This is a genomic window from Parabacteroides hominis, from assembly GCF_014287585.1.
GTDB classification, from domain to species: domain Bacteria; phylum Bacteroidota; class Bacteroidia; order Bacteroidales; family Tannerellaceae; genus Parabacteroides; species Parabacteroides hominis.
The window spans coordinates 13708-39527 of the sequence record NZ_JACOOJ010000020.1; the positions used below are offsets into that span (position 1 = coordinate 13708).

The window sequence follows — 25820 nt, forward strand, 5'->3', positions numbered from 1 at the left end:
TAAACCATGAGAAATTCATTGAAAATCGCCGTACTAATTCTATGTACGATCTGTTTGCCTTTGACGGGCAACGCCCAGCAAACAACTGGTAAAGAAGATCGTGCGTTCTGGGTGGAAAACTTGACACGCATTGCTGATCCCGTACTTGTCAATCTGAGCAATAATACGCTGAAGAAGAATATGCCTTACGAATCGCTGGGCAACCGGCATCGCTTCTCGCATTTGGAGGCGGTGGGCCGTCTGGTCTGCGGTATCGCTCCCTGGCTGGAACTGGGACCGGACAATACGCCGGAAGGCAAGCTCCGTGAGAAATATATCGACCTGACGGTAAAAGGCTTGAAGAATGCCGTTAATCCTGGGGCTCCCGACTATCTGGTTTTCGGTGAACCGTCGCAGCCTTTGGTGGATGCTGCTTTTTTAGCTCAGGGATTATTGCGTGCCCCGAAACAGCTTTGGGGGAATCTTGATCCGCAGGCGAAAGAATGGATGGTTACCGAATTGAAGCGGAGCCGTAATATCAAGCCTTATGAAAGCAATTGGCTGCTTTTCGCTTCGACTGTCGAAGCTGCTTTGCTTGAGTTTACAGGAGAATGTGACATGGAGCGGATGCTGTATGGAGTGAAAAAATTCCGTGACGAATGGTATAAAGGGGATGCTATGTATGGTGATGGTGTTGATTTTCACATGGATTATTATAATAGTTTCGTGATCCATCCGATGCTGACGGATGTGTTGGTCGTGATGAAGAAACATAATATCGAAGGTGCTGATTTCTTGGATACACAGTTGAAACGTCATGCTCGTTATGCCGAGATACTGGAGCGTTTTATCTCTCCCGAAGGATCTTTCCCGGTTGTCGGTCGTTCCATCTGCTACCGCTTCGGTGCTTTCCATGCTTTGGGACAGGCGGCTTTGATGCATATTTTGCCTGAACGGGTGAAACCGGGGCAGGTGCGTTGCGCTTTGACTTCCGTCATCCGTCGCCAGTTGAAGTCTCCGGCTAATTTCGACAAGAACGGTTGGTTGCGCGTAGGCTTTACCGGTGAACAAATCGAGATATCCGAGTCTTATATCAATACGGGGAGTGTCTACCTTTGTGCTTTTGGTTTAGTGCCTCTGGGACTGCCGGAAACGGATGAATTCTGGTCCGCTCCTTATACGGAATGGACGAATGTGAAAGCCTGGAACGGGGAGAAGGTGCAGGCTGACCATGCGGTTAAGTAATTAAGAATTAAAAATTAAAAAATAAGAATCGTTGGGGTGGGGTTACCTGTCTATTCAAAATAATAATAATAAATACAGAATAATAATAATAAATACAGAATAAGAAGATGAAAACAAATTATGAATTGCGTTATGCTGCGCATCCGGAAGATGCAAAGCAATATGATACGAAACGTATCCGCCGTGATTTCCTGATTGAAAAAGTGTTTACTCCGAACGAGGTGAATATGGTCTATTCGATGTACGACCGTATGATCGTTGGTGGAGCTATGCCGGCAGGCGAGGTGCTGGTTCTGGAAGCGATCGATCCGTTGAAAGCTCCTTTCTTCCTGACTCGCCGTGAAATGGGTATCTTCAACGTGGGTGGACCTGGTGTCGTAAAGGCCGGGGATGCTGTCTTCGAACTTGATTTTAAGGAAGCTCTTTATTTGGGTTCCGGTGACCGTGAAGTGACATTTGAAAGCAAGGACGCCAAGAATCCGGCTAAATTCTATTTTAACTCTACGACTGCACATCGCAACTATCCGGATAAAAAAGTAACGAAGGCTGACGCTGTCGTTGCCGCTATGGGCTCTTTGGAAATGTCCAACGACCGTAACATCAATAAGATGATCGTCAACCAGGTTCTTCCTACCTGCCAGTTGCAGATGGGTATGACGGAACTGAAACCGGGCAGTGTCTGGAACACGATGCCGGCACACGTGCACAGCCGTCGCATGGAGGCTTATTTCTATTTCGATATCCCTGAAGATCAGGCTATCTGTCATTTTATGGGTGAAGTAGACGAAACCCGCCATATCTGGATGAAAGGCGATCAGGCCGTTTTGTCTCCCGAATGGTCTATACATAGTGCTGCTGCTACTCACAACTATACGTTTATCTGGGGTATGGGCGGTGAAAACCTGGATTACGGAGATCAGGATTTCTCTTTGATCTCTGACTTGAAATAATGAGTTTCGGACATTAATATATTAATATCATGGTAAATTTTTCATTGGAAGGTAAGGTTGCACTTGTAACAGGTGCTTCTTACGGTATCGGGTTTGCGATTGCAACTGCATTTGCTAAAGCGGGTGCTACAATCGTTTTTAACGATATCAAACAGGAATTGGTGGATAAGGGCCTCGCTGCCTATGAAGCAGAAGGTATCAAAGCTCATGGTTATGTTTGCGACGTAACGAATGAAGAACAGGTGAATGCTTTCGTTGCGCAAGTAGAAAAAGAGGTCGGTGTAATTGATATCCTGGTGAACAATGCCGGTATCATCAAACGTATTCCGATGGTCGAAATGACGGCTGCCGAATTCCGGCAGGTGATCGACATCGACTTGAACGGCCCATTTATCGTCTCTAAAGCAGTTATCCCTTCCATGATCAAGAAAGGACACGGGAAGATTATCAATATCTGTTCAATGATGAGCGAGCTCGGTCGTGAAACCGTATCGGCTTATGCTGCCGCTAAGGGTGGTTTGAAGATGCTGACCCGCAATATCGCTTCCGAATATGGCGAATACAACATCCAGTGTAATGGTATCGGTCCGGGTTATATTGCAACTCCGCAGACTGCCCCTTTGCGCGAAAGACAGGATGACGGTTCCCGTCATCCGTTCGATGCCTTTATCGTAGCCAAGACTCCGGCTGCCCGTTGGGGAACTCCCGAAGACCTGATGGGGCCTGCTGTGTTCCTGGCATCCGACGCATCCGACTTCGTAAACGGCCATGTGCTGTATGTCGATGGCGGTATTCTGGCTTATATCGGTAAACAGCCCTGATAATCATGCTAAAGACGGTTGTCTTTCTGCATTAAAAAGGGAGGTGTGTCAAAATATACTTGTCCCCGCGCCCCGCGCGGGGACGCAAAAGAACAGGCCTTATCAATCAGATATTTATACGGTCAGTTTTCATGCGATCCCGCGTCAAGCGCGGGAACAAGGCAGTTTTGACACACCTTCCTTTTTTTCTGAAGGGACCCTAAATCGGAATTTGATTACGTTATGGTGGTTATTATGAGATAATAATTATCTTTGCGTAAAAAGAAAATAGCATGTCATTGATAAATAATCCATTCGTAACAAGTGGTTACATTGCTCCTGCATATTTTTGTGATCGGGAAAAGGAAACGGAAGAGTTGTCTCGTTGGCTGATCAACGAAAACAATGTGGCGATCATCTCTACTCGCCGTATGGGAAAGACCGGATTGATTCGGCATTGTTTTCAATTGAATGAAATAAAGGAGAACTATTATACCTTCCTGATTGATATTTATGCGACTAAGACACTCCGTGAGTTCGTTTTTCAGTTAGGAAAAGTAATCTTGGCGACTTTAAAACCGAAAGGACAGAAGGCCTGGGAGTTGTTTGTTAATAGTTTGGTATCTTTAAAGACTGGTTTCTCTTTGGATATGTCGGGAATGCCTCAATGGAATTTGGAATTGGGCGATATCAAATCGCCCGAAACGACTTTGGATGAAATTTTTCATTATTTAGCTATATCTGATAAACCTTGTATTGTCGCTATAGATGAGTTTCAACAGGTCGCTCAATATTCGGAGAAGAATACAGAGGCTTTGTTGCGTACTTATATTCAGCATTGCAACAAGGCTCATTTCATATTTGCCGGCTCACAACGTCATTTGATGGGAGAAATGTTTATTAGTCCTGCCCGCCCTTTTTATCAGAGTGTGTCTATCCTGCATTTATCGGCGATCGATAAAAAGAAATACATGGAGTTTGCACAACATCATTTCAGAATGGCTCAAAAGAATATTGATGTTACAGTCATTGACTCTTTGTATAATCGCTTTGAAGGAATCACTTGGTATCTGCAAAAGATATTGAATATTCTTTTTGCAATGACTCCGAAAGGGGAGATGTGCGGTGGTGAGATGATTGAACAGGCAGTGGACTTCATTTTGGATTCTTATTCCTTTACCTATTCCGAATTGCTTTATCAATTGCCGGAAAAGCAGAAAGAGTTGATGATTGCCATTTGCAAAGAAGGGAAAGCAACAGCATTGACTTCCGGTAAATTCATTCGGAAATACAGCTTGCCGTCAAGCAGTTCGGTTCAATCGGCTTTAAAAGGATTGTTGGAGAAAGATTTTGTTACGAAAGAAGGAGGTTTCTATATGGTTTATGACCGCTTTTTCTCTTTGTGGTTGAGGCGGAACTTCTAAAGAAAAGGGAAAGTGTGTCAAAACTGCCTTGTTCCCGTGCTCCGCGCGGGATCGCATGAAAACTGGCTGCATAAATATCTGATTGATAAGGCCTGTTCTTTTGCGTCCCCGCGTCAAACGCGGGGACAAGTAGATTTTGACACAACCTCCTTTTTTCTGTATATATGATACAACGATTACTTGTTGTATTTGCTCCAGTCAACATTGTGCATGTCACCGCTGGCTGCCAGTTCTTCGTGGAAAGCGAAGCAGCATTTCAGGTTCTGGGGTGTGTGTCCCTTGATGCCCATTGCCAGGTATTCTTCCAATAACGGTTTGTAATCCGGGTGAACGCAGTTGTCGATGATGCAACGTGCACGCTGGATCGGAGATTTGCCGCGCAGGTCGGCAACGCCATATTCCGTGATGATGACTTTGACGGAGTGTTCGCTGTGATCCAGGTGGGAAACCATCGGAACGAATGCGCTGATCTTACCTTCCTTCGCAGTAGACGGAGTCGTGAAGATAGACAACATGGCCGAACGGGTGAAGTCGCCGGAACCACCGATACCGTTCATCATTCTTGTGCCGGATACATGAGTGGAGTTGATGTTACCGAATATATCCGCTTCCAAAGCCGTATTGATGGCCACCAGGCCGAGACGGCGGGCGACTTCCGGATTATTGGAGATTTCCTGCGGGCGAAGCAGAATCTTATCTTTGAAGAAATCCAAGTTTGCGTAGATGTCGCGGATCACTTCGTTGCTGACAGACAGTGAACAACCGCTGGCAAACTTGACGCGTCCCTGTTTCATCAAGGCGATGACAGCATCCTGTATAACTTCCGTATAAACATTGAATGCCGGAATATCCTTGTTTTCGCCCATGCAACCCAAAACGGCATTGGCGACATTGCCTACGCCACTTTGCAGCGGAACGAATTCTTTTGGTAGACGGCCGGCTTTGATTTCGCCAACCAGGAAGTTAGCAACATTCTGGCCGATAGCCATTGTCACATCATCCAGCGGAGAGAACTTGCCTCCTTCGTTCGGTTCGTCAGTCTTGACAACGCCGACGATCTTAGCCGGATCGACTTTCACACAGTCGCTACCGATACGGTCGGACGGAGTGTAAATAGGTATTTCGCGGCGGTAAGGAGGATCAGCCGGTTCGTAGATATCGTGCATTCCGCGGATTTCCTTCGGGTGGCGGCAGTTCAACTCGACGATGATACGGTCGGCCATGCCGCAGATTGTCGGCAGGATACCGACACCGCTTGTCGGAACGATTTCGCCGTCTTCCGTCACATCGGCTGCTTCGACGATGGCCACGTCGACCTTGCCTAAGAAGCCATAACGCAGGCTCTGTGCCAGTTCGGACAAGTGCATGTCGTAATACTGTGCGCCGTGGGAGTTCAGCAGGGCACGCAGGTCCTTGTTGGACTGATACGGTGTACGGAATTTGATTGCATTGGCGCGAGCCAGTTCGCCATCCAGTTTGTCACCTGTCGAGGCGCCGGTAAACATACCGATCTGGAACGGGTTTCCTTTTTCATGTTCGGCAATTGCTTTTTTTGCAATAGCGCCCGGCACAACTTTAGGACATCCTGCAGGAGTAAATCCGCTAAAGCCTACATTGTCGTTGTGATGTACGAATGAAGCTGCTTCTTCAGCTGTAATAAATTTTAAAGCCATGATATTATTTGTTGTTATATTAGTAATTCCTTATTCAGTTAACAGTGCGGCGCAAAGGTATTAAAAAAGAATATAGATTAATACTTGCGATTAAGTATTTCAGTGTAAATAACCGCTTTTCTCAGTTCGGCGGCATTGTCGAACTCGATATCCGTGAATGAATTTTCCTCTTCTACCGGAGGGACGACAATACGATTTCCGACAGGGGACTGTCTGTCTGTCATTTTCTTGGCAGTGGGAAATGGCGCAGGAGGAGTGGCGACAGGCTGTTTTGCCGGTTTCGGATTTTGCATTTCTTCCAGAATTTCCCAGAAACCTTTGTCGGGAACGTCTTCTTCTCTTGTGACGATTTCCCTGTCCGGTTGCCCTAATATCTGTTTCGGGCGTTTTTTCTTGTTCTTGGAACTGAACAAGCCACTGATTCCTGCAATTATCAGGAACACAATATATAGCCAATCACCTGCGTTATCCATAAACTTTGATTATTTTTGCACTCCAAATGTAGGAAATATTATTTAGAAGTGAAAGAAAGGAAGCATATAATAGGTATAAAAGTAAATAAGGGTAACTTCACAGCCACCCTTATTCGATTTAACCAAAACCTTAACTATGAAAAAATTTACGTTTTTCGAATACAAATATAGGCGTGGTATTTTAACTGTGCAAGTATTTGATGAATTATTTTTCAAAAACATTCATATTTAACAGTAATTAGCAAATAAGATGGCAAATCAAGAGAATGGCGCGGACTTAAAATCCGCAGCCGTAATGGAAGAAAAGAAGTTGTTCATCGAAACCTACGGGTGTCAGATGAATGTGGCAGACAGCGAAGTCGTCGCCTCTATCATGAAAATGGATGGGTATGTGGTGACTGACAAGATTGAAGATGCTGATGCTATTTTCGTCAACACTTGTTCGGTTCGCGATAATGCCGAACAGAAAATCTACGGACGGCTTCAGTATTTCCAGTCTTTAAAAAGGAAGAAAAAATCTTTAGTGATCGGTGTGCTCGGCTGCATGGCGGAGCGAGTGAAAGAGGAACTGATCGAGGTACATCATGCCGATTTGGTTGTCGGCCCGGATTCCTATATGGATCTGCCGAACCTGGTGGGCGCGGTCGAACACGGCGAAAAGGCGATCAATGTCGAGCTTTCCACACAAGAAACCTACAAGGATGTGATCCCGTTGAAATTGGGAGGCGTGCATATTTCGGGCTTTGTCTCCATCATGCGCGGATGTAATAATTTTTGTACCTATTGTATCGTGCCGTACACCCGCGGACGGGAACGCAGCCGGGATATCGAAAGCATTTTGAACGAGATACGCGATATGCGCGATAAAGGTTTCAAGGAAGTGACCTTGTTGGGGCAGAATGTAAACTCTTATCTCTTTGAGAAAGACGGGGAGAAAATTTCGTTCCCCGTTTTGCTGAAGCATGTTGCCGAGGAAGTGCCTGAAATGCGTGTCCGCTTTACTACTTCGCACCCGAAGGATATGAGCGACGAAACCCTGCACGTGATCGCTGAACATGATAATATATGTAAGATGATCCATCTTCCTGCACAATCGGGAAGCTCCCGCATCTTGAAAGTGATGAACCGTAAATATACGCGCGAATGGTATCTGGACCGTATTGCTGCTATCCGTCGTATCCTGCCGGACTGTGCCATCTCGACCGACCTGTTTTGCGGTTTCCATTCCGAAACGGAAGAGGATTATGAGGAAACTCTTTCCCTGATGCGCGAAGTGGGCTATGACAGTGCTTTCCTTTTCAAATATTCCGAACGTCCGGGAACCTATGCGGCCCAGCATCTTCCCGATACGGTCAGTGAAGAAGAGAAAGTCCGCCGCCTGCAAGGCATGATCGATTTGCAGAACCAGCTTTCGGAAGAAAGTAACAAGCGCGATATCGGCAAAGTGTTTGAAGTGCTGATCGAAGGCTTCTCCAAACGTTCGCGCGAACAGTTGTTCGGCCGCACCAGCCAGAATAAGGTCGTGATTTTTGACAAGAAGAATTATCACGTAGGACAATTTATAAAAGTACGCATAAACCGGGCTTCTTCTGCAACTCTGTTTGGGGAGCCGGTCGAATAAGAGTGGGTGTCTTCCTGTAGGGGCAGGGTTCTGCTCTGCCTATTGCCATTTAATATGGTGACGTTGATTCCAAATGGGCGGAGTAACCCCGCCCCTACGGGACCCCCATTATTTACAAATTCTCCATCATATTATATGCCGACAAATCACCATTTACGGTTCAAATTTGTCAATACTACAATGGATTTGCAAAACAACTATCATACCATCATGTTTCTTGTATGAACCTTGAATATCATTTTGTATAGATATGATAGTTCCCTTTTTAACTATCATGCTACTATCATAAATCAGCTGTTTAGCCATCATTTTAGCCGTTTTACCCGAAATAGACGTACTCCGAAAGTGTTAAAAACGGAATGTTTTCAGGAAAGCATAAGTCTTTTTTGCCGTAACACGTTACTTTTTTAGCAAAAAGACGTTAGATCTTTTCCTCAAAATGCCCGTATCAGGGCCATTTACACCTCCATCTGAGCGGTCTTGAGACCCGGGTCTGCAGGTGTCCGACACCCGGGTCTCGACAAAAAGATATAACTATGTTGCTGAAAATAAGCTATATACTGCGTGTGAAAAAGTTATTGTATCCATGATGGTATGATAGTTGAAAAATCATCCATCATGCCTACTATTATATCATGTAAGTATTGATATTCATGATATTGAAAGCAAAGTATGATGGTATGACAGTTGTTTTCGCAATCAATAATAAGTTTGCATAATAATAGGACAATTGTAAGAAAAACTGAACCTATATTTTAGGCACGGATTACGCGGCAAGAAGTTTTTTCAAAACATATTTAAACCGTGAAATCCGTGAAATCCGTGCCTAAAATTGATTCAAATCTGCCAGAATCTGCGTCTGATAGACGCAAATATAATTTTGACGCGGATTTCGCGAATAACACGGATAAGAAAATATGTATCAGGTGTTTAATTCGCGTTATCCGCGAAATCCGCGTCAAAAAATCTTGTTTATTTATTTTAATCTGCGTCTATCAAACTCAAACCTCGTATGTGAAGTTGTTCTTATAGATGCCTGTCGCTTCCCGAAAAGGTCGGCATCGGTTGCCGGATAGATGCCTACCTTTTTGCTGCTACCCTATAGGCTTTTCCCGGACAGGCTAAAGGCTGTATTTTTTAGCCTATAACCTATATTTTACGGGACAGGAACCAATCCGATTCCTTATATGACAAAAACAGAAAACAGGGTTCACGGGCTGGTAAAAGGCTAATGGTCAGCAATTTGTTGTGAAGGCTGTGAAACCGGTTTACGATCAGCCAATCCTATCGATCAATCCCGCCTTTCTTAATCTTGCATTCACAGGGTTCACAGTAACATGCTGATCTATAGAGTCCCCCGAACAGTGTGAACCCTAATTAAATAAAATAACCAGGGGGTATTTAGAGGATAATCTAAGAAAATTTGAACCTGTAAATGCTGATTTATCAGCGAGCTAACAAACGAGGTTTGTCTCGTGGCTGTAGGCTCTCTTTTGCCGTCTGCTTCAGCAGACGGTTTAAAAGATTTAGAGGCAAAGCCTCTTCCTCTGTGGACTTCAGTCCCTTTCATCTATAGTATTAAAAGGGGTTAAAACCCACAGAGGAACCGGCAAAGCCGGAACAATCATCTATCCGTCTGCTGAAGCAGGCGGCAAAAGAGAACCTGCGGCACAAGGCGCTGCCTTGTCTGTTTGCTCACCCATAAATCATTATTTATGTTTCAAATCTGCCAAGAAATGAATCAACAACTTGTCTTGAAGAAAGAATAATCCAGTTTGTTATTTCCACTAAATATCGGGTGATCTCTGAGTTGTTTCTATTGAAACGTAATCTTTAATAATAGTTATTGACTGAAAGAGAAAATAACACACAAGTCGCTATTCTGCAAAAATACCTTGTTTTTCTCTCTTTTTTCAGTGGAATCCTTAAGTGTGCTAATGAGTAGTATTTGTCTGATAACCTATCTGTTATCGATTTGATTAATGTACACGCGTACATATATAGCAAAGACTTGATTTTGCTTGATTTTGTGCTTGTAAGTTATTGGATGATAGTGATATAGAGGTGTTTCTCAAAATGACTAATGAAAACGTACGTTTATTTTCGTCACAAAAATACGCATACTTTTTAAACCTGCAATCCTTTGCCTCAATATTTTTTCTTTTCTATATCCTTTCTTATCAATTAGATAGACTAATCTGTACGAAAATAGGCTTTTGGCTAACAAACGCCGAAAAAATGACTAAAAAAAAGGTACGTTTTCTCTCGTCAAAATACAGAAGTTTAGTTAAAAGACGAAAACACAGGGACGTACGTGATGCAGATCGAACTTTTAGTATATGTATTATTAATATTAATTCAAATGATTATGAACAAAAAGTTTTCTACTCTGATGGCGCTTGCGCTGGTGGCAGGGTCTGTTTCCGCTCAAAACTGGAAAGATCAATCTAATGCTACAGTGCAGGGTGCTTATCGTACGTTTGAGACAAAGTCCGCACCGTCAAATCACACGGACAATGATGCAATTGCAGCTACTACTGCGGCAGGAGAATATACTCTTGCAACAGCTGGTGCATGGACTAAAAATGTCTATTCTATTGATCGTAACCTGTATTATCAGTTGGAAGTGAACGATGCTGATACGGATTATCCTGATGTATTGGTTCAAGAACGTGACTACAAAACTGGTAAGGTTTATTTGCGTGTCATGGATAAAAAAACTGCTCCGTTAAATGCTTCTTTGTGGCGAATTGAATATAGCAAAGAAGACGGCGTGAGCGGAGGTTATTTCCGTTACATCAATAAGGAAACCGGATTGGCTCTGACATTCGATCATAGTGTCGTCCCTACAGCAAATGACTCAATTACTGAATTACGTGCTGGTATTGCTGACTGGTCCTGGTATACAGTAAACAAAGACAATGGTACTGCTTTAGGCTTTAAGAAAGTTTATTCTTATCTGCATAATCAGTCTGACAATCAGGTAATGTATTTGTCTTTTGCTCAAGAAACAGATATATGGGAAGGACAGACTGTTGCTGATTTAAGAACTAAATTAGGTGCTACTTCTGGTGATGGCTTCATCATTAGTGAAGCAACATCCAAATATGTTGAAGCTAAAGTTGTAAGTTCGACTGTCGCTGGAGATGATTTGAGAAATTTAAGCGATGTTTTGGAAATGAAGCCGGTTATTGCCGCTCCGTTCTTTATGACAGCAGATCAGTTCAACACTCGTATGGATGCTGATATGAAGATGAATGCCGATAGCTTCTCATTTAAAATGAATAAGAATTTAGTTGGAGCAGATATTTTGCTGGCACAGAAATTCCATGCAATTGACCAACTTGAAGCAATTTTGAATTTGCAGGATCCGGATCTGAATATAAACGATAATGTTAAAACATTAGATATTGATGGAAATGCTTTTACTGCAAGTGATAAAAGTGATTTAAATCCTATAGCAAAAGGATTTAATTTGAAATTTCAAACTGCTACTGGTAAATATTTGTTAGCAGATACAGCTCGTTATCAGGAAACGACTCTTGCTCCGTCAGAATCGCCGGCTGTTAAATTTGCGTTGAAAGAACCGAGTGCAGCTGATGATCGATTTATGAAAGCTCGTTATTATTTCCGTGCTACTTATTTTCCGACAAATGATAGTATTGTAATCGAACCGTTGAATGCTGCTGTTCAGGCTGATTTCGAATGGGATGCACACAAATATTGGAGAGAGTCTGCTGCTACAACATCATTTGCAAGAACTGCTGATTATTCAAAAGCGAATACATTGGTAAATGATTATGCAGGCTATGCTTCTAAAACGGTATCTCTGACAGCAACTCAGATTAATGGTTTAGGTGAAGTTTTGACTGTTGCTAAAGATGGTAGAAACGAATTCAAGGTTAAAACAACCATCGACCGTCCCTTCGAATACCTGAACCGTGCAACCAAAGAATCCGGTTTGTATTTTATCAACTTAGCTAACCATAATGACCGCCAGCGTGCCAAAGGTATGTGGATCGTTAAGAACATGAACGGTGATTTGATGTATGACACAGAAGCAATGAACCAGCGTTATGACCTGATGCCGTCTACGATGTGGACAGTAGAACAATTGGGTTGCGAAAAGATGGGTGAAGCTGACTCTGCAAAATACGTGAAGATACAGAACCGTGAATATCCGGGAGTTGTATTTGAAGGCCAGTTGTATTCTAAAGATGGTGTAAGCTATCGCTTTATCAACCGCGCCGGTGGTTATTCAAATGGTTATATTTCTTCTTCCGGTATGTTTGGATATTCGGATTTGTTGCGTGTTGCCGACTCTTTGACTTTCACGAAAGTTACTGATCCTGTTGCTTATACCCGCGAACACGGTTATAAGATGTTTACGAAAGACGAACTGAACAACGGTATTGAAAACAACTATCAGATTAAGTGGAACAACTTCATGAATGATAATCTGTATCTGCAGAGCACTAAAGACACAATGTCTTATATCGATGAGGCTTCTGCACCTACATATTATGAAATCGCAGAAGCAACTTTGCCGACTAACCAGGGCGCAATCTATAATGAATTCGGTAGCGTAATCGAATTTGTGAACCAGGCTGGCGACTTAGATACTTCTTTGGTGCAGTTGCACAGAAAAGCTTATGTGATCAAGGTTAAAGATAATAATCTGATCGATAACAACCGTCTGTATATCGCTTCTGTTAAGGCTACCGATGGCCGTTACTACTATCGTGCCGTTAAACAGTCCGAACTGAACAACGTAGACAAGAAATTGGCTGTGTTCTATCTGAAAGCTAACCAGGTTCGTCTGGATGACAATAGTGCAATCATGGATACTTGCTATGTATTGGTTGACGTCAATCTGCCGACTACGACTCCGGTTACTTATAATGGAACGTTGGATCCTGCAGTTTATGACCTGGATACTGATAACGGTTGGATGCAGGTAGCGGTTGAAGCCGGTTACAAAATGGGTAACCTGCGTGACAACGACCTGAATGACAAACCGAACGATGTCGCAGATGCATTTTATACAACTCACGAGGTTCGTCCGCAGTATGTAAATATCTCTGCTGACTATGATGTTCAGTTGAATAGCAATATTAAGATCTACCAGCAGTTGGCTGCCAAAAACTATCTGTTCGAAGATTGTAAAGACCATAATAAGGTTCAGTTGATTCAGGATATCAACAAAGAATTCCATTATCTGGGTCTTGAAAGCCGTACAATGGATGTGGAAAAAGATGCTGCTCTGTATGTAGACGAAGTGGTTTATGATTACGCTCTGATGCAACGTTATCTGTTCGGTGTTCGCGTAGATTCAATTCCTGACGGTTTTGTTTGCGACGATCCTACAATGGTTCACGGTTACTGGGATAACCAAGAAGATGCAGAAGACGATGGTGAAACTCACTACAAACCGTACAACGGTTATACTTCTGGCTGGTTCCTTGTAAACCTGGAAGACTCTATCGGTTCAAGCACTAACATGATGGATAACGCTGACCTGTATAAGTTCAACAACTATACTCGTCTGGGCTTTGTGGAAGGCATCCACCAGGTAGACGGTGACGAAGAATATCTCTACATCGTAAATCCGGGTTATACTTTGAACGATTTGATGACTGTGAAAGACAACGGCAGCCATGCTAAATATACAAAAGCCGGTTTCGTATTGGATCCGAATAAGTTGGCAGTTGATGCAACTACTAATAAAGGTGTGTATGTTAAACGTCACAATATTAAGGGAGATTTGAATACAAATCATACATTCTCTTTGCGTAAGACTAATACATACGCTGACGGTTCTTACGATAAGACAGCAAGCGAACCGTTCCTGATGGAATCTGCTTGTGATGCTGTTGCTGACTTCGAAGGCATGTGGGTTAAATCTGAAAATGGTATTCCTGTTTTGGCAAAGGTTAAGACGGAAAACGGCCAGCATGAAAACGGAACAGGCGCTGCTATCGCTGAAAAGATCGGTCAGTCCGGTGTGTTCTACTTCGAAACAACTACGGAAGAAGCTACTGCTAACGACGATGTTACGGTTTCCGAAGTGAAAGTTATCGCTGGTAACGGTTCAGTACAGGTTGCAGGCGCTGCCGGCAAGAAAGTTGTTATCACTAACATCTTGGGCCAGACAGTAGCAAACACGATGATCACTTCTGACAATGCCACTATAGCTGCTCCTGCAGGCGTGGTTGTAGTTGCTGTTGAAGGTGAAGATGCTGTTAAGGCTATCGTGAAATAAACAATTGTAAATCAAATTTATAATCAAATAATTCTAAATAAGATCGTGCGTGCCCGTAAGGCACAAGTATCCTGTGACTGGTGAACAAGCGATCGTATTATTAATACTAAAGTATTGAAATAAAGTTCTTCTGCCAGTACGCCTGTGAAGGTCGAAAGCAGTTAAAAAACAATCCTCGGCGGTAATATTATCGTCGGGGATTCGTTTATTTAAGTCGAGTATGCTATTTTTGTGGGATAATAGAGGGTATCTTATGCTTGATAAGAAATATATTTTAAACTGGCTTCTTTTTCTAATGCTGACTTCCCCTTTGAAAGCAACAGAAATTGATAGTTTGCGAGCTATACTTGAAAAAGAAAACAGCTTGAGTGCTAAATGTGCCGTTCTGGACGAAATCAGCTTCCTGTTTGTAGATTCGACTGCGGAAATTGCGACATTAGATAGTGCGCTTCACGAGATTTTGCATTCACGTGATACCGCTATGATTTATGAAGCCATATCGAGCATGGGACGTTTCTATTATAATAATAACAGGCAAGAGGCACTTTACGATCTGATGTCCCGAACCGAGGCGATAGCTTCCGATAGCGAAGTATACCGGAAACTTTACTATGATATAAAGACCTATATTTCACAATCGAATCTTTGGGAGGGGAAATATGGGGTTGCCATAGATATCGCACTTGAAACCTATAATAAAGCGCGGGGTGAGCAAGACAAATATGGAATTATCTGCAGTGCCGAGAGTTTAGGGGGCATTTACAAATATTTGCGGAAAGACAGCGATGCCGTGGTGATATATAAGGAAGGATTTGATATTTTAGACAAGGAGAATGGCAATACGGGGTATAAAATGCAATATGTCGGTGATATCCTTGAGTCTTTGCTCCGGTTGAAACGGCTGTCCGAATGTGAAACATATATAGCCCGGTTTGAAGATTTGCTGGAGAAATGGAAGGAAGAAGGGGCGAAATTGAACTACTCATATCCGGTCGATGCCAATATCTGCCAGTTGCTTGTGTATAAGGCTGACCATGCGATCACTACGGGAAATGCGGAGGAGGCGTATCGCTGTTTGGAAAAGGCGGATGCGAACGGAGGGGCTGAAGAAGATCCTTATGTCGGATATCAGTTTAATTTTGTCAAAGCCCGGTATTATGAATTGATCAAAGATTATAAGAAAGCCTTGCATTATGTGAATATTGTCCTTGAAACAGATGAATATGAAGAAGTCCTTCTGCTAAAGGCGGAACTGTTGGTGCATGAAGGTGATATGGGAGGTGCTTTGGCTGTTTATAAACGTCTGCTGGAAGTTGTCGGCTATAAGCACGACATGACGTTTACGAACCAGATCAACCGTTTTTACTCGCTGTATGATTTGAACAGGCAGAAACTGCAATCGAAAGAAATCGAATTGCAAAAGACGAAGCTCTTGGCAAAGAACAAGCAACTGTTTTTCCTTTCTGCGTTGCTGATCCTGTTAGTCGGAATGGCGTATGGTTTCTATCGCTTATACCGCAAGCAGTTGCGGATGAAAAAGGAGATCGAGCAGGAGAAAGAGTCGTTGCAGGATTCGGAAAAGAAATTGCGTGCCGCGAAAGAGGAGGCCGAGCGTGCCAATGCTTCGAAGAGTTTGTTTATTGCGAATATAAGCCATGAAATCAGGACCCCGATGAATGCGATCGTGGGCTTCTCCCAATTGCTGACAACCGAAGACTATTCAAAAGAGGAACGGATGTTGTTTATCGAAACGATACAGAATAATTCGGATCTGCTTCTGAACCTGATAAATGATGTGCTTGATCTTTCCCGGATAGAATCAGGGAATATGAAATTTATCCTTAAAGAAGTCGATTTGACGCAGTGCGTCCGGGAGGCGGTCAAAAGTGTGGCGCACCGTGTTTCGCCGGGTGTCAGTTTGCTATTGGATTGTTCTTGCGATTCTTTCCAATTGAATACGGACCCGCTTCGCTTGCAGCAGTTATTGATAAACCTGCTCTCGAATGCTGCAAAGTTTACGGAAAAAGGAAAGATCGAATTGTCGGTGCAAGTCGAGGATGAGCAACGGCAGGTCCGCTTTGTGGTGACGGACACGGGATGCGGCATTTCACCGGATATGCAGGAGAAGATTTTCGAACGCTTCGAGAAGTTGAACGAATATGCGCAGGGAACTGGCTTAGGGCTGTCTATCTGCCGGCTCATCGCCGATCGGCTGAAAGGTGAAATCTATCTGGATGTGACTTATACCGGAGGAGCCCGGTTTGTTTTTATCCATCCGTGCTCGCTGACTTGTAGTTAAAGAATTGTAAAGTAACCACTATTTCATAAATTATTTGTTCTTTTGCAGAAAAATTGGGAGGTGTATTCTCTGAATGCATCTCCTCGCTTTATTTAACAATAATAAGGTTATGTCTCAATTTCATTCTCGTCTGACTTCCATTATAAGTATCGCATTGGTGCTGTTTCTGTTGGGACTTGTATTTCTGATAGGATTGTTGGGAAATAAACTTTCCATATATGTGAAGGAAAATATTTCGTTCTCGATCGTGCTGAAAGATAATCAGAAAGAAGCGGATATAAAGAAGATGCAGAAAACGCTGGATGCCTTGCCCTATATCAAATCGACCGAATATATATCGAAAGAGCAGGCCGCTAAGGAGCTTGAAGAGGAATTGGGCGAAAATCCCGAAACATTCCTGGGGTTTAATCCCCTACAGGCTTCTATTGAAGTAAAATTGCATTCGGAATATGCCAATGCCGACAGCCTGCAATTGATCGAAAAGAAAATAAAAAACTATACTTCCGTTTCCGATTTACTGTACCGGAAAGATATGATGCAGATGGTGAATGAGAATGTGAAACGGGTCAGCCTGATCCTGCTCACACTGGCCGTGATGCTGATGGCAATCTCGTTTGTGCTGATCAGTAACACGATCCGTCTGCTGATTTATTCCAAACGTTTCCTGATCCATACGATGAAACTGGTGGGCGCTACGCCCGGCTTTATCAGAAGGCCGTTTGTGCGGTATAATGTGGTCAGCGGTATTTTTGCGTCCATTCTTGCAATATTCATGCTGACGGGAGCGTTGTATTATTTGCAGAACGAATTATCCGGTTTTATTCAGTTGCTGGATATTAAAGCGTTGATAATTGTTTATGCCGGTGTATTGATAATGGGAATCCTGCTTTCGGTTACGGCTACTGTTTTTGCGGTGAACAAGTATTTACGAATGGGTGTTGATAAACTATATTATATGTAAATGTATGGCTAAGAGAGATTTTGCTTTTGGAAAAGAAAATTTTATTTTGATCGCTGTTGCTGTTGCTGTTATCGCGATTGGTTTTATGTTGATGAGTGGTGGCGGTTCACAGGATCCGACAGGTTTCAATCCTGAGATTTTCAGTTCCCGCCGTATTGTTGTGGCTCCGGCTGTGACGGTGATCGGTTTTGTATTGATGATTTTCGGTATTTTGAAAAATAGCAAAAATAAGGAAGTCGCAGAATGAGTTGGTTTGAGGCTTTAGTGCTGGGGATTGTTCAGGGACTTACGGAGTACCTGCCGGTCAGCAGCAGCGGACATCTGGCTATCGGTTCTGCTTTGTTCGGGATTCAGGGAGAAGAAAACTTGGCATTTACGATCGTTGTCCATGTGGCGACCGTGTTTAGTACGCTGGTTATTTTATGGAAAGAGATCGAATGGATATTCCGAGGTTTGTTCAAGTTCAAGATGAACGCAGAAACGCGTTACGTGATCAATATCCTGATTTCTATGATTCCTATCGGTATTGTAGGCGTGTTCTTCAAGGATACGGTGGAAGATATTTTTGGATCGGGGCTGTTGATTGTCGGTTGTATGTTGTTGCTGACGGCTGCATTGCTCGCATTCTCCTATTATGCCAAACCCCGCCAGAAAGAGAATATCTCGATGAAGGATGCCTTTATTATCGGTTTGGCTCAGGCGTGTGCCGTGATGCCGGGACTTTCCCGTTCCGGAACAACGATTGCGACCGGTTTGTTGTTAGGAAACAATAAGGCGAAACTGGCCCAGTTCTCATTCCTGATGGTTATTCCCCCGATTTTGGGTGAAGCGTTGCTGGATGTCATGAAAGCGGTAAAAGGCGAAGCGGTGGCAGGCGATATTCCGGCACAGTCATTGGTGGTCGGCTTTATTGCTGCATTCATATCGGGATGTATCGCCTGTAAATGGATGATCAATATCGTTAAGAAGGGGAAACTGATTTATTTCGCCATCTATTGTGCAATTGCAGGGTTGGTTACAATTGCCTGTACGTTACTTAAATAAGAATGGATTTTATAGCAGGAGAAGTATTATATTTCAATAAGCCCTTAAAGTGGACTTCCTTTGACCTGGTGAACAAGTTCCGCTATAAGTTATCGCGGAAACTGAAGGTGAAAAAGATAAAAGTGGGACACGCCGGAACATTGGATCCGCTGGCGACAGGGGTTATGATTGTTTGTACGGGCAAGGCCACCAAGAGAATCGATGAATTTCAGTATCAGACGAAAGAGTATGTCGCTACCCTGAAGTTGGGGGAAACGACTCCTTCTTTTGATTTGGAAAAAGGGATAGACGGAGTATATCCGACAGAACATATTACCCGTGAGGAAGTAGAGAAGGTGTTGCAGTCGTTCGTAGGGACGATTCAGCAGATTCCGCCGGTTTTTTCGGCTTGTAAGGTGGATGGTAAGCGGGCGTATGAGTTGGCTCGCAAGGGTGAAGAAGTGGAATTGAAGTCCAAGACGCTTGTGATCGATGAAATGGAACTGTTGGAGTGTGATCTGCCGGTAATCAAGATACGGGTGGTTTGCAGCAAAGGGACTTATATCCGCGCTTTGGCACGTGATATCGGTGTCGCCCTTCAGTCAGGCGCTCATCTGATTGCTCTCGAACGGACTCGTATCGGAGATATCACGCTGGACAAATGTATGTCTCCTGATGATATCGATGTCTTTTTAGATGAAAATGTCGCAATCGGGAAGGATTGTGAGGACTAATAATGATAAGAATAAAATAAAACATAGAATTTATATTATGAAGCTGTCGAAATTCAAATTTAACTTACCGCAGGAGCTGATCGCTCTCCATCCGGCAAAGAACAGGGACGAGTCCAGATTGATGGTTATCAATCGCAATACAGGAGAGATCGAACATAAAGTATTCAAAGACTTGCTGAGCTATTTCGGAGAAAAAGATGTGTTCATCTTCAATAACACAAAGGTTTTTCCTGCCCGTTTATACGGGAACAAGGAAAAGACTGGCGCTCGTATCGAGGTCTTTCTTTTGCGTGAGCTGAATGAGGAAAATCGTTTATGGGATGTTTTGGTCGATCCCGCTCGTAAAATCCGTATCGGTAATAAATTGTATTTTGGTGAAGATGATTCGATGGTGGCTGAAGTGATCGATAATACGACATCACGCGGCCGTACCTTGCGTTTCCTTTATGACGGGAACCATGATGAATTTAAAAAGGCATTGTATGCATTGGGCGAAACCCCGCTGCCTAAATATATCGACCGTCCTGTAGAAGCGGATGATGAAGATCGTTATCAGAATATTTTTGCTACGGAAGAAGGGGCTGTCGTGGCTCCCGCTGCTGGTCTTCATTTCAGCCGTGAGCTGATGAAACGTTTGGAGATCAAGGATTGCCAGTTCGCTTATCTGACACTGCATTCAGGTCTGGGTAACTTCCGTGAAATCGATGTGGAAGACCTGACCAAGCATAAGATGGATTCCGAACAGATGGTCGTGAACGGGGATGTGGTGAATATCGTGAATACGGCAAAGGATAGCGGACGCCAGATTTGTGCAGTCGGTACGTCCGTGATGCGCGCTATCGAAACGGCTGTCAGTACGGACGGTCACCTGAAAGAGTTTGAAGGGTGGACCAATAAGTTCATCTTTCCGCCGTATGATTTCAGTGTAGCGTCCAGCATGATCACAAACTTCCATATGCCGCTGTCCACCCTGTTGATGATGACGGCTTCTTTCGGTGGATACGACCTGATCATGGATGCTTATGAGGTTGCATTGAAAGAAAAATATAGTTTCGGTGCTTATGGCGATGCCATGTTGATCCTGTAAAACGGGTACTTATGGCGATTGCATACCTGGGCTTGGGAACCAATATCGGGAACAAGCGACGGAACATGATAACAGCCGCAGCGTTGTTAGCTGAAAGGGTGGGAGATGTTCTCGCCCTTTCCGGTTTCTATGAAACGGAACCGTGGGGATTCGAGTCGGAGAACTTTTTCTTGAATGCGGCTGTTAAATTGAAGACTTCTTTTTCTCCGTTGGAATTATTGCAGATAACCCAGCAGATCGAAAAAGAATTGGGCCGCGCGGAAAAAAGCAACGGGGTCTATCATGACCGCATTATCGATATCGATATCCTTCTGTATGATGATGAAGTTTTACAGACACCGGAGCTTACCTTGCCGCACCCTCTTATGCTTGAACGGAAGTTTGTGATGGACCCTTTGGCCGAAATAGCTCCGTTTGTCGTGCATCCTGTGTTGAAAGAACGTATAATAGATTTAAAAGAACGATTATGAATGACAATGAAAAGATATTAACAGAAGGTGGCATGGTCTTTAAGAAAAAAGGTAAAGATGAAAATGCCGGAGAGAAAAAGATCAAGTTCTCTGACTTCCTGCGTGGTACGCATAAATCAGGCTCGGCAAAGATGAGAGCCGAGTTTAAATATAAAAAAGCCTTGCGTAACACTAAAAAGAAAAAATAATTGTCGATTATCAATTGTCAATTGTCAATTGTTTTGTACTTTTGTGTCCGAATTGATGTGGATAGATTTGTATTGCTTGCAACCACAGGAAAAAATGCTAAAAACAAGCCTTTATATTACTGCCGTCCGGCAAAGCAAATTTCCCTCGTCAATCCATTAATTTGATTTATTAACCGTCAATTGTAAATTGCCTGTTGACTTTATCGGGTTTATCCTTTAATTGTCAATTATCAATTGTCAATTGTCAATTCAAAAAACGATGAGTTATTTATTCACCTCCGAATCGGTGTCCGAAGGGCACCCCGATAAAGTAGCCGATCAGATATCGGATGCTTTGCTGGATGAGTTCCTGGCTTATGACAAGAACTCTAAAGTTGCTTGCGAAACCCTTGTAACAACCGGACAGGTTGTCTTGGCTGGAGAAGTAAAATCAAGTGCTTACGTGGATGTACAGGATGTAGCCCGTAACGTGATCGAAAAAATTGGTTATACGAAAAGCGAATACCAGTTTGAAGCGAAATCATGTGGCGTGTTCTCTTCTATCCATGAACAGAGTGGCGACATTAACCGTGGTGTTGAACGCGAAGACCCTTATAACCAAGGTGCGGGCGACCAGGGTATGATGTTCGGTTATGCTACTAATGAAACAGAAAACTACATGCCTCTGGCATTAGATCTTTCACACAGCTTGTTGTGGGAGCTTGCCGAGATACGCAAGAATGAAAACGACCTGATGCCTTACCTCCGTCCGGATGCTAAGAGCCAGGTGACGATTGAATATGATGACAACGGTAAACCGTTGCGCATCGATACGATTGTTGTTTCTACACAACATGATGAATTTATCACTGCAAAAGGTATCACACAGGAAGAAGCGGATCTGGCTATGCAGAAAAAGATCGCTGAAGATGTGAAGAGCATACTGATCCCGCGTGTAAAGGCTCAGTATCCGGCTCATGTTCAGGCTTTGTTCAATGATGATATCATCTATCACGTGAACCCGACCGGAAAGTTCGTGATCGGTGGTCCTCACGGCGATACTGGTCTGACGGGCCGTAAGATCATTGTTGATACATACGGAGGTAAAGGTGCTCACGGTGGTGGTGCATTCTCAGGAAAAGATCCTTCGAAGGTAGACCGTTCTGCTGCATATGCAGCTCGCCATATCGCGAAGAATCTGGTTGCTGCCGGTGTGGCTGATGAAATGCTGGTACAGGTATCTTATGCAATCGGTGTTGCTAAACCGATGAATATCTTCGTCAATACATTCGGCCGTGCTAACGTGAAAATGACGGATGGAGAGATCGCAGAAAAGATCTGGAACCTGTTCGATATGCGTCCGAAAGCAATCGAGGAACGTCTGAAACTGCGTAACCCGATCTATCTGGAAACAGCATCTTACGGCCATATGGGACGTAAGCCGCAGGTTGTGACGAAGACATTTACATCCCGTTACAATCCGGAGCCGACTATCTGTGAAGTGGAACTGTTTACCTGGGAAAAACTGGATTACGTCGATAAGGTAAAAGAAGCATTCGGTCTTTAATGTAACCCGTTTGTACGAACATATATTAGCTCCCGTCTGAAAAAAATCGGTTCTTGTTCCGTTTTTTTTCGGACAGGAGCTATTTTTATTTTATATTTCATATATTTGACGCATGTAATTATCTAAATCTAAAATTTATGCGTAAAACGATTCAGTTTCTTCAGTTAGCCTTTATTCTCCTTTTGGCTACTGCATGTGCAGAGACTTCCCCGTTTAAATACGAGTCGGTCCCGAACGATCCTCTGAAAGCCCGTATCTATACTCTTGATAACGGCTTGAAGGTGTATATGACTGTGAATAAAGAGACCCCGCGTATTCAAACGTATATCGCCGTTCGCGTGGGTGGTAAGAATGACCCGGCGGAAACTACCGGTCTGGCACACTATTTTGAACACTTGATGTTTAAAGGAACTCAGCAGTTCGGCACGCAGAATTACGAACAGGAAAAACCGATGCTCGATAAGATCGAACAGCTTTTTGAAGTGTATCGTAAGACTACCGATGAGGAAGAACGCCAGGCTATTTATCATCAGATCGACAGCGTTTCCTATGAAGCATCCAAGTTGGCAATTCCGAACGAATATGATAAACTGATGTCTGCTATCGGTGCAACCGGAACAAATGCGTATACTGGGTTTGACCAGACGGTTTATGTGGAAGATATCCCTTCCAATCAGATCGACAACTGGGCAAAGATACAGGCGGATCGTTTTGAAAACAACGTTATCCGTGGTTTCCATACGGAACTTGAGACTGTGTATGAAGAAAAGAATATGTCTCTTACCAGCGATGGACGTAAAGTGTATGAGGCTGTCCTGACTGCTCTTTTCCCCGATCATCCTTATGGAACGCAGACTGTTCTCGGAACACAGGAAAATCTGAAGAACCCGTCTATAACGAATATCAAGAACTACCATAAAACTTGGTATGTTCCTAACAATATGGCAATCTGTCTGTCCGGAGATTTTGATCCGGACCAGATGATCGAGACGATCAATAAATATTTCGGTCATTTGAAACCGAACTCCAATCTGCCGAAGTTGCCGGTGACACATGAATCTCCGATTAAAGCTCCGGTTGTAAAAGAAGTGTTGGGTGTCGATGCCGAAAATGTGACATTGGGTTGGCGTTTTCCGGGTGCTGCTTCTCCTGACCAGGATTTGCTGAATTTGACAGGCGAAATTATCAATAATGGCAAAGCCGGTTTATTGGATGTCGATTTGGTTCAGCAACAGAAAGTATTAAGTTGCTATGCCGGAACATACGGAATGTCTGATTATAACGCTTTTGTTATTAACGGTCGCCCGAAACAAGGACAAACATTGGATGAAGTGAAAGACCTTTTCTTAGCTGAAATCGATAAGTTGAAGAAAGGTGAGTTTGACGAAGGTCTGCTGGAAGCTGCGATCAACAACTATAAACTGATGCAAATGTACCGGATGGACCGTAACGACGGCCGTGCCGATATGTTCGTCTCTTCTTTTATCGACGGTGTCGATTGGAAAGACGAAGTCGCTTCGTTGGACCGCATGAGCAAAGTGACAAAACAGCAGATCGTTGATTTTGCCAACAAGTACTTCGGTGACAACTATGCGCTCATCTATAAGAAACAAGGTAAAGATCCGAATGAAAAGAAGATCGAAAAACCTAAAATCACTCCGATCGTGATGAACCGCGACAGCTCAAGTATGTTCCTGAAAGAAATCCAGGTTTCAAAAGTCGCACCGATCGAACCGGTATTCCTGGACTATAGTAAGGATTTGCAAAAACTGACTGCCAAGTCCAATATTCCGGTATTGTATAAAGAGAATACCTCCAACGATCTCTTCTCTCTGATGTATGTATTCGATATGGGTACGAATAACGATAAGGCAATGGGGACTGCTTTCGAATATATGAAGTATTTGGGCACATCCAAAAAGAGCTTGAAGGAAATCAATGAAGAATTCTACAAGTTGGCTTGTTACTTCAACGTATTCCCCGGTTCAGACCGTACATATGTGATGCTGGAAGGTTTGAAAGAGAATATGCCGAAAGCAATGGCTCTGTTTGAAGAAATCCTGGCCGACGCACAGGTTAATAAGGAGGCTTATGGAAACCTTGCCGGCGATATCTTGAAAAAACGGGCTGATGCTAAATTGAACCAGGGACAGAATTTCAACAAACTGATCCAGTATGCTATCTGGGGACCGAAGTCTCCTGCAACAAATGTACTGACAACTGCCGAGTTGCAGCAGATGGACCCGCAGGAACTTGTCGATCGCATTCATAAGATCAATTCATTCGATCATAAGATATTATATTATGGTCCGGAAAAACCGCAGGCTGTTCTGGATATTATCAAACAATATCATAATGTTCCTGACCAGTTGCAACCGGTTCCGGCAGCTATCGAGTTCAGCCAGCAGGAAACTCCGGAAAATAAAGTTCTGCTTGCACAATACGATGCTAAACAGATTTATTTCTCTGCAGTCTCTAACCGGGGTGAAAAGTTCGATCCGGCTATCCAGCCTACATTGGATATGTATAATGAATACTTCGGTGGCGGTATGAACGCGATCGTATTCCAGGAAATGCGTGAATCGCGTGGTCTGGCTTATTCCGCAGGAGCTTTCCTGATTACTCCGTCCAAACTGAAATATCCGTATGTATACCGTACGTTTATTGCGACCCAGAATGATAAGATGATCGATGCGATGAAGGCATTCGATGAAATTATTAATAATATGCCGGAATCAGAAAAAGCATTCAATTTGGCAAAAGACGCTCTTATCACTCGTTTGCGTACGGAGCGTATTACCAAATCAGACGTTCTCTGGTCTTATCTGAATGCTCAGGATTTAGGTCTGAACACGGATAGCCGTAAAGAACTGTTCGATAAAGCTCCAACAATGACATTGCCTGAAATCAAAGCATTCCAGGAAAAATGGGTAAAAGGACGTACTTATATCTATTGTGTATTAGGTGATGAAAAGGATCTCGATCTGAAAGGCTTGTCACAGTATGGCCCGATCCAGAAACTGACACAGGAAGAGTTGTTCGGATATTGATTGTCATAATTTCTTGTGGAGGAAATAGATAGTCT

The 25820-nt window shown here is 43.4% G+C and carries 18 protein-coding genes; 16 read left to right on the forward strand and 2 right to left on the reverse strand.

Translation table 11 applies throughout. The features are described from left to right. Positions 1–6 precede the first annotated feature (6 nt). The 4 genes from H8S65_RS11780 (at position 7) to H8S65_RS11795 (ending at position 4398) form a co-directional block, all read left to right on the forward strand. On the forward strand, positions 7–1224 hold the full coding sequence (locus H8S65_RS11780; protein WP_186930174.1) for a DUF2264 domain-containing protein: 1218 nt from the start codon (positions 7–9) through the stop codon (positions 1222–1224). Positions 1225–1331: 107 nt separating this feature from the next. Further along, a complete protein-coding gene (gene kduI, locus H8S65_RS11785) occupies positions 1332–2174 on the forward strand; it encodes a 5-dehydro-4-deoxy-D-glucuronate isomerase (protein WP_005645698.1) in 843 nt (280 codons plus the stop codon). Between the two features lie 29 nt (positions 2175–2203). Further along, positions 2204–2995, forward strand: coding sequence for a gluconate 5-dehydrogenase (locus H8S65_RS11790; RefSeq protein WP_186930175.1), 792 nt, complete (start codon positions 2204–2206; stop codon positions 2993–2995). A gap of 272 nt (positions 2996–3267) precedes the next feature. Next, positions 3268–4398, forward strand: coding sequence for an AAA family ATPase (locus H8S65_RS11795; RefSeq protein WP_186930176.1), 1131 nt, complete (start codon positions 3268–3270; stop codon positions 4396–4398). A 176-nt stretch (positions 4399–4574) separates the two neighbouring features. Here H8S65_RS11795 and H8S65_RS11800 read toward each other — a convergent pair whose 3' ends face one another. Together H8S65_RS11800 and H8S65_RS11805 are read right to left on the reverse strand one after the other, a co-directional pair. Next, the gene (locus H8S65_RS11800; protein ID WP_186930177.1) at positions 4575–6071 is read right to left on the reverse strand and encodes a butyryl-CoA:acetate CoA transferase; all 1497 of its coding nucleotides are present in this window, start codon (positions 6069–6071) and stop codon (positions 4575–4577) included. Positions 6072–6148: 77 nt separating this feature from the next. After that, positions 6149–6544 (reverse strand): hypothetical protein, encoded by a 396-nt coding sequence (locus tag H8S65_RS11805; protein WP_186930178.1) that lies wholly within the window; start codon positions 6542–6544, stop codon positions 6149–6151. Between the two features lie 250 nt (positions 6545–6794). Here H8S65_RS11805 and miaB point away from each other — a divergent pair, with 250 nt between their 5' ends. From miaB to H8S65_RS11865, 12 genes are all read left to right on the forward strand, one after another. Next, a complete protein-coding gene (gene miaB / locus H8S65_RS11810) occupies positions 6795–8165 on the forward strand; it encodes a tRNA (N6-isopentenyl adenosine(37)-C2)-methylthiotransferase MiaB (RefSeq protein ID WP_186930179.1) in 1371 nt (456 codons plus the stop codon). A gap of 2368 nt (positions 8166–10533) precedes the next feature. Then, entirely contained in the window at positions 10534–14427 is a 3894-nt protein-coding gene (locus tag H8S65_RS11815) for a DUF6383 domain-containing protein (RefSeq protein WP_186930227.1), read from the forward strand. A 364-nt stretch (positions 14428–14791) separates the two neighbouring features. Then, positions 14792–16726, forward strand: coding sequence for an ATP-binding protein (locus H8S65_RS11820; protein WP_186930180.1), 1935 nt, complete (start codon positions 14792–14794; stop codon positions 16724–16726). Between the two features lie 109 nt (positions 16727–16835). Continuing rightward, positions 16836–17687, forward strand: a complete 852-nt coding sequence (locus H8S65_RS11825) for a cell division protein FtsX (RefSeq protein ID WP_374046292.1) — start codon at positions 16836–16838, stop codon at positions 17685–17687. Positions 17688–17691: 4 nt separating this feature from the next. Continuing rightward, entirely contained in the window at positions 17692–17934 is a 243-nt protein-coding gene (locus tag H8S65_RS11830) for a DUF3098 domain-containing protein (RefSeq protein ID WP_005634674.1), read from the forward strand. Then, positions 17931–18731 carry an undecaprenyl-diphosphate phosphatase gene (locus H8S65_RS11835; protein ID WP_186930182.1) on the forward strand — a complete coding sequence of 267 codons (801 nt, stop codon included), beginning with the start codon at positions 17931–17933 and terminating at the stop codon, positions 18729–18731. Before H8S65_RS11830 ends, H8S65_RS11835 begins: the two co-directional genes overlap by 4 nt. Before the next feature lie 2 nt (positions 18732–18733). After that, entirely contained in the window at positions 18734–19444 is a 711-nt protein-coding gene (gene truB / locus H8S65_RS11840; protein ID WP_186930183.1) for a tRNA pseudouridine(55) synthase TruB, read from the forward strand. A 37-nt stretch (positions 19445–19481) separates the two neighbouring features. Next, complete coding sequence (queA, locus tag H8S65_RS11845) at positions 19482–20531, forward strand: tRNA preQ1(34) S-adenosylmethionine ribosyltransferase-isomerase QueA (protein WP_186930184.1); 1050 nt, start codon at positions 19482–19484, stop codon at positions 20529–20531. An 11-nt stretch (positions 20532–20542) separates the two neighbouring features. Beyond that, positions 20543–21001 carry a 2-amino-4-hydroxy-6-hydroxymethyldihydropteridine diphosphokinase gene (gene folK, locus H8S65_RS11850; protein WP_186930185.1) on the forward strand — a complete coding sequence of 153 codons (459 nt, stop codon included), beginning with the start codon at positions 20543–20545 and terminating at the stop codon, positions 20999–21001. After that, on the forward strand, positions 20998–21189 hold the full coding sequence (locus tag H8S65_RS11855; RefSeq protein WP_186930186.1) for a hypothetical protein: 192 nt from the start codon (positions 20998–21000) through the stop codon (positions 21187–21189). Before folK ends, H8S65_RS11855 begins: the two co-directional genes overlap by 4 nt. Before the next feature lie 259 nt (positions 21190–21448). Beyond that, positions 21449–22735, forward strand: a complete 1287-nt coding sequence (metK, locus tag H8S65_RS11860) for a methionine adenosyltransferase (RefSeq protein ID WP_005634681.1) — start codon at positions 21449–21451, stop codon at positions 22733–22735. Between the two features lie 137 nt (positions 22736–22872). Then, positions 22873–25785 (forward strand): M16 family metallopeptidase, encoded by a 2913-nt coding sequence (locus tag H8S65_RS11865; protein ID WP_186930187.1) that lies wholly within the window; start codon positions 22873–22875, stop codon positions 25783–25785. Positions 25786–25820: the final 35 nt, after the last annotated feature.